Genomic DNA, 5,285 nt, shown 5'->3' with positions numbered 1-5,285 from the left:
TTCAAGTAAGGAACCCTTTGACAAATAAGTCATAATTATTATTGGTACAACTGTTTCATTAGCAGGTAAGCCCAAAAGAAAGGCAGTTAAGATTACTCCATCAAGACCCATGAGTCTTGCCAAGGGTTCAAGAAAATTTACTAAATGATTTAATATGCTCATATCTCCAAAATTTATATTAGCAAGTATCCAGATTATTATTCCAGCAGGAGCTGCAACAACAACAGCCCTTCCCAAAACAAAAAATTGTCCTATCAAAAATACTTCTAACTATTACCGTACCAACTTGAGGCACCCTATAGGGCGGAAGTTCTAAGGTAAAAGAAGAAGGAATTCCTTTTAATAAAGTTTCAGAAAGAATTTTTGAAGCAAGAATTGTTATAAAAACTCCCAAAATTATTACTAGGGCTAAAATAAATGCAGAAAATAATGAAGATAAAAATCCTCCTCCAAATCCCATAACTAAAAACATAGTTATAGTTGCAATAATTGTAGGAAATCTTCCATTACAAGGAACAAAATTATTAGTTAAAATTGCTATTAATCTTTCCCTAGGTGAATCAATAATTTTACATCCAGTAACTCCTGCAGCGTTGCAACCAAAGCCCATACACATTGTTAGAGCTTGTTTACCACAGGCATTGCATTTTTGAAAATATTTATCTAAATTAAACGCCACACGAGGAAGATATCCAAAATCTTCTAACAATGTAAATAAAGGAAAAAATATTGCCATAGGGGGAAGCATTACAGAAATAACCCATGCCACTACCCTATATACTCCAAAAACTAAGGGACCATAAATAGATTTGGGCAGACCTATATTTTTTAGAAAAGCTAAAATATTATCCTCCCATGAAAATAAAAGCTTATTAATTAAATCTGAAGGAACATTAGCTCCTGCTATAGTTATCCAAAAAACCCCTAGAAGAAGTAAAAACATAATAAGAAATCCAGTAGTCTTGCTGGTAAAAAGTTTATCAAGTTTCCTATCTCTTTGATTATAGTTCTTGTTTTTATAAATTACAGTATCTTTGCAAATTTCTTCAGCATTATTTACAAAGGCTTCAACAATTGAATCTTTAATTTTTTCAAGATTATAGGTCTTATCTTGAAGTCTTAATCTGGAAGCTTTAATCTTTTCATCTAAATTTTTATTTGCTGATAAGTCTATATTCTCATATTTACTTAATGACTCAAAAAAGCTTTTGTCATCTTCAAGAACTCTAACAGTAGCCCATCTGGCATTTAGAGTATCTGGCAAAAACTTTTCCAAATCTTCTTGTAATATAGATATTTCCCTTTCTAATTCTTCTGGATATCTTACAATATAAATATCATCCTTTTTATTAGAAAATAGTTCATAAAGACTTGGAAAAATTTTTTCAAGACCTTTACCACTTCTTGCAGCTGTTCCAATAACAGGAATTTTTAAAATATCAGATAATTTATTCAAATTTATCTCTATATTTTTCCTTTTCGCCTCATCTAACAAATTAACACACAATATTACATTTTTTGTAGTTTCCATAATCTGTAAAACTAAGTTCATATTTCTTTCAAGAGTTGTGCCATCACATACAACTATTACAGCATCTGGTTTTTCAAAACATATGAAATCTCTCGCTATCTCTTCCTCTTCAGAATGAGCAAGAAGTGAATATGATCCTGGCAAATCCACAAGCTGAAATTTATTGCCTTTATCTTCAACATTTCCCTTTGCACATTCTACTGTTTTTCCTGGCCAATTCCCTGTATGTTGCTTAAGACCTGTTAAGGCATTAAAAACTGTAGACTTCCCAACATTTGGATTTCCTGCTAAGGCTACCACTTTTTCCATAACTAAAGCTCCTTTACAATTATTTCTTTTGCATCAGAATATCTAATAGCTATAACTGCTCTTCTGATCATATAGCAGGTTGGGTCCTTTAAAGGCGACCTTGAAATACACCTAACCTTAGTTCCGCTTATTAGTCCTAAATCCTGAAGTCTTCTCCGAATTTTTGAATTTTCTGTAAAACCCTTTACAATTGCACTTTGACCCGGTTCTATCTGAGCTAAATTCATAATACACCTCCAATATAATTAGGTATACTTAACTTATAGGTAATGATATAACTTAAAAGGTTTAATGTCAATAAAATAACCATAACATTTTTTTATCTCATTGATTTAAGCAAATTAATTTTATCACCAAAGTTTTTTATCTTATCAGCATTCCTTTTGCTAGATTTTTTTGCTAGGGCTTGTCTTAAAATTCATTTTGAAACTTATTAAATTTCCCTATTACAAAAGGATGCTTGTTTTTCTAGCTTTTTTATTTTCCTCTTTTGCAGGAAATTTTTTATAATAAATTATATAAAAAATATTCAAATAAAAGTTAAATGTAATTTACAATAGAAAATCCCATGGGATTCTGCCCATGGGATAATTTTATTTATAATTTATTTCTTTTAAAGCTTTATCTAACCTATTCAAGGCTTCTCTCAAAGATTTTTCAGGCAGTGCCAGATTAATTCTTTCGAAACCCTGCCCTTCTTCTCCAAATAAATATCCTTCGTTAAAGAAAAGTTCAGCCTTATTTTCCATAAAGCTTTGCAAGTCTTTATAAGTCATATTCAAATCTCTGAAATCTATCCACATTAAATAAGTTCCTTCAATTAACCTTGCTTTTATTTTGGGATAATTTTCCTTGAAAAATTTATTTACAAGTTTTTTGATTTTTATCTATCACACAAATCATTTCTTCAAGCCATAGGTCACATTCATTGTAGGCAATTTCCGCTGCCTTATATGCTAGGGCAGAATTTGCATGAGCCCCAATTTTTTCTAGACCATCAACAAATTTTTCCCTCATATCCTTATTTTTTATAATTATACTTGAAACTCCAAGTCCAGCTAGATTGAAAGTTTTTGATGGAGCAGTAAAAGTAATGGTTCTCTCAGAAAGTTCATCTGAAATACTTTGAAACACAGTATGTTCATATCCAGGCATAACTATGTCATTATGTATTTCATCAGCAAAAAGATATAAGTCATTTTTAACAATAATTTTTCCGAGCTTTTCCAATTCTTCCCTTTTCCACACCCTGCCTACAGGATTATGGGGTGAGCAGAAAAGTAGAGCCTTATTATTTTTATCTCTAGCAAGCTTTTCAAATAATTCATAATTTATTGTGTAATATCCATCTTCACATAAAAGAGGACACTCAACAAGTTTTCTTCCTTGATACTTTGCACTCTTAAAAAAAGGTGGATAAACAGGAGGCATAATAATTAGCCCTTGGTCTTTTTTTAAAAATTCCCTTACACAGTTGAAAAATGCAAGCACAACACCATTAGTATTGACCACCCAGTCATTTTCTATTTTAAAATTATGTTTTCTATACATAAAAGCTTTTAGAGCTTTAAAATATTCATCATTTGGTCCGCTATAACCTAAAACCACTTCATCCAAAAAATCTTTTAGTCCTTCTCTTATTTCTGGTGGTGTAACAAATTCCATATCAGCTACTGAAAGAGGAATAATGTCCTTGGAAAGATGGGGATTTTTATTATACATCACCATATATTTTCTGGATCCTTTCTTTCTCCTATCGGGGTTAGTTAAAAAATCATATTTCATAATTGCCTCCTAATTTTCATCAAGGTCCTCATCATCTTTTTCATCAAGTTTATCATCATCTTTTTTATGGTGGACTATTGATACAAACTTTTTACCTTCTAGAATCTTTCTTACCCTCTTTTCAAATTCCATACGGCTCATCCAAATTAATCTTCCACAACCCAAGCACTCAAGCTTAATATCAGCTCCAGTTCTTTTAATTTGCCACTTATTTTCGCCACATGGATGTCCCTTTTTTAAGGTTACTATATCATCAAGTTTATAATATAACATAAAGCCTCCTATTCATAATTTAAGTTTAAATCATTACTTTCATCGTTTGATACTCTCTTTGTACTTATCTTATATAGGTTCAACTCGTTATCCCTTAACATTCCAATCGTAAGACCTTCTATTTCAATTTTATCAATAGAATAACCAAGCCTTGTATAAAATTCGCCCTTTCTTCCTATCTCGCCGCCAATATCAGATGGCCCGTAAACATAAATTGAATTAGAAACCATCTCAATCTTATCAACATTTGCAGCAATAATTTTCTTATCAACTTCCTCAAGTTTATAATTAAATTTAGACAAAATTCCTGAATGTAAAAGATATGTGATCTTTCCATCAACAATTACATCTGAAATATTGGGTACTTCAGAAGAATAAAACTCTCCATCATTCAAATATCTATATAAGTTTTTATTGCTTAAAAAAAGGGTAGATTTATCAGAATTTTTTACAAACATAAGAACCTCAGAATTTATAGTTTTCATTATGTTTTTGCCACCATGAGTCATATTCAAAATAGATTTATAACCATTTCCGCTAATTTGTAGTTCTCCAACAGCAAAATTATTTCTATCAACTATATCATGAACTAAAATTTGATTAGACGTTGAATAAAATTCACTAAGAGAATTATCATTTGATAAGATATATAAAACTTCCTTATCCTTATCAAAAATATGAAATACAATGTTGGCATTTTCATAACTGATATGCAAAATTTGTCCAGGAACTATAATAGTATTAAGTAGCTCTCCAAACTCAGAATACTGATAAACCTTTTTCAAATCTTTGTCATATAAAAAAGTATAATTATTTACAAAAATACAAGTTAACTTATCATCATCTCTTTGAATTTTTTTGGAAATATTACCATCTTTATCACAAATAAATAAGGTATTATCCCCCCACAAAAGAATTGATTTGCTAGTTAGGTGAAAATCTTCAATAGAAGTACCAGTATTCAAACCCCTCAACCTAACTATGGTCCTCGTTTTTGTAAAATTTGAACTATTTATAATTATATATAAAAATAAAACCGCTAAAATCCCAAGCATAATTAAGTAATTTTTCTTAATTTTCAATAAAGTCACTTCCTCGATTTATTATATCAAAAATATTGACATTTATGTATAAATCAGCTTCAAAAATTATACCAACAAAAAAATCCCTGAATTTTTTAAAGCAAATCCAGGGTACTTTGATTAAAAATCAATCTTTTTTAACTAATCTATATATTTTGTATAGAAAATATATTTGAATAATCTGTGGACAAATATTAAATAATATATAAAATAATCTGCTAAGTAATATAGCTCTTTGCATATGTTGCATACCTATTTATCCTTTCTTGTATTCTTTTTTACTTCTTTATAAATTTTATAAATTT

Annotated in this window: 7 protein-coding genes; all 7 read right to left on the bottom strand. The window is 29.7% G+C overall.

Features of this window, described 5'->3' with window-relative positions; translation table 11 throughout:
* Nucleotides 1–237 (bottom strand): nucleoside recognition domain-containing protein (locus tag HMPREF9131_RS08785; RefSeq protein ID WP_304411923.1); only part of this gene is annotated, 237 nt, incomplete at its 3' end.
* Nucleotides 179–1,840: a ferrous iron transport protein B gene (feoB, locus tag HMPREF9131_RS07320; RefSeq protein WP_009346219.1), complete on the bottom strand. Its 1,662-nt coding sequence runs from the start codon at nt 1,838–1,840 to the stop codon at nt 179–181. The genes HMPREF9131_RS08785 and feoB, both read right to left, overlap by 59 nt.
* Before the next feature lie 2 nt (nt 1,841–1,842).
* Complete coding sequence (locus HMPREF9131_RS07315) at nt 1,843–2,067, bottom strand: FeoA family protein (RefSeq protein WP_009346218.1); 225 nt, start codon at nt 2,065–2,067, stop codon at nt 1,843–1,845.
* A gap of 366 nt (nt 2,068–2,433) precedes the next feature.
* Nucleotides 2,434–2,643, bottom strand: coding sequence for a hemolysin domain protein (locus HMPREF9131_RS08780; protein WP_009346221.1), 210 nt, complete (start codon nt 2,641–2,643; stop codon nt 2,434–2,436).
* Nucleotides 2,644–2,701: 58 nt separating this feature from the next.
* Nucleotides 2,702–3,625, bottom strand: coding sequence for a MalY/PatB family protein (locus tag HMPREF9131_RS07310; protein WP_009346216.1), 924 nt, complete (start codon nt 3,623–3,625; stop codon nt 2,702–2,704).
* A 9-nt stretch (nt 3,626–3,634) separates the two neighbouring features.
* Nucleotides 3,635–3,898: a DUF951 domain-containing protein gene (locus tag HMPREF9131_RS07305; RefSeq protein WP_009346220.1), complete on the bottom strand. Its 264-nt coding sequence runs from the start codon at nt 3,896–3,898 to the stop codon at nt 3,635–3,637.
* An 8-nt stretch (nt 3,899–3,906) separates the two neighbouring features.
* On the bottom strand, nt 3,907–4,863 hold the full coding sequence (locus HMPREF9131_RS07300; protein ID WP_232202604.1) for a hypothetical protein: 957 nt from the start codon (nt 4,861–4,863) through the stop codon (nt 3,907–3,909).
* Between the last annotated feature and the right edge of the window lie 422 nt (nt 4,864–5,285).

This window comes from Peptoniphilus sp. oral taxon 836 str. F0141, assembly GCF_000179335.1.
Lineage (GTDB): Bacteria > Bacillota > Clostridia > Tissierellales > Peptoniphilaceae > Peptoniphilus_A > Peptoniphilus_A lacrimalis.
Note: the sequence above shows the minus strand (reverse complement) of the source record. Positions and strands in the feature narration are given on the sequence as shown.

Coding starts and splice junctions, on each gene's coding strand:
- feoB (WP_009346219.1), bottom strand. CDS start 1,840: ATGGAAAAAGTGGTAGCCTTAGCAGGAAATCCAAATGTTGGGAAGTCT.
- HMPREF9131_RS07305 (WP_009346220.1), bottom strand. CDS start 3,898: ATGTTATATTATAAACTTGATGATATAGTAACCTTAAAAAAGGGACAT.
- HMPREF9131_RS07315 (WP_009346218.1), bottom strand. CDS start 2,067: ATGAATTTAGCTCAGATAGAACCGGGTCAAAGTGCAATTGTAAAGGGT.
- HMPREF9131_RS07310 (WP_009346216.1), bottom strand. CDS start 3,625: ATGAAATATGATTTTTTAACTAACCCCGATAGGAGAAAGAAAGGATCC.
- HMPREF9131_RS08780 (WP_009346221.1), bottom strand. CDS start 2,643: ATGTGGATAGATTTCAGAGATTTGAATATGACTTATAAAGACTTGCAA.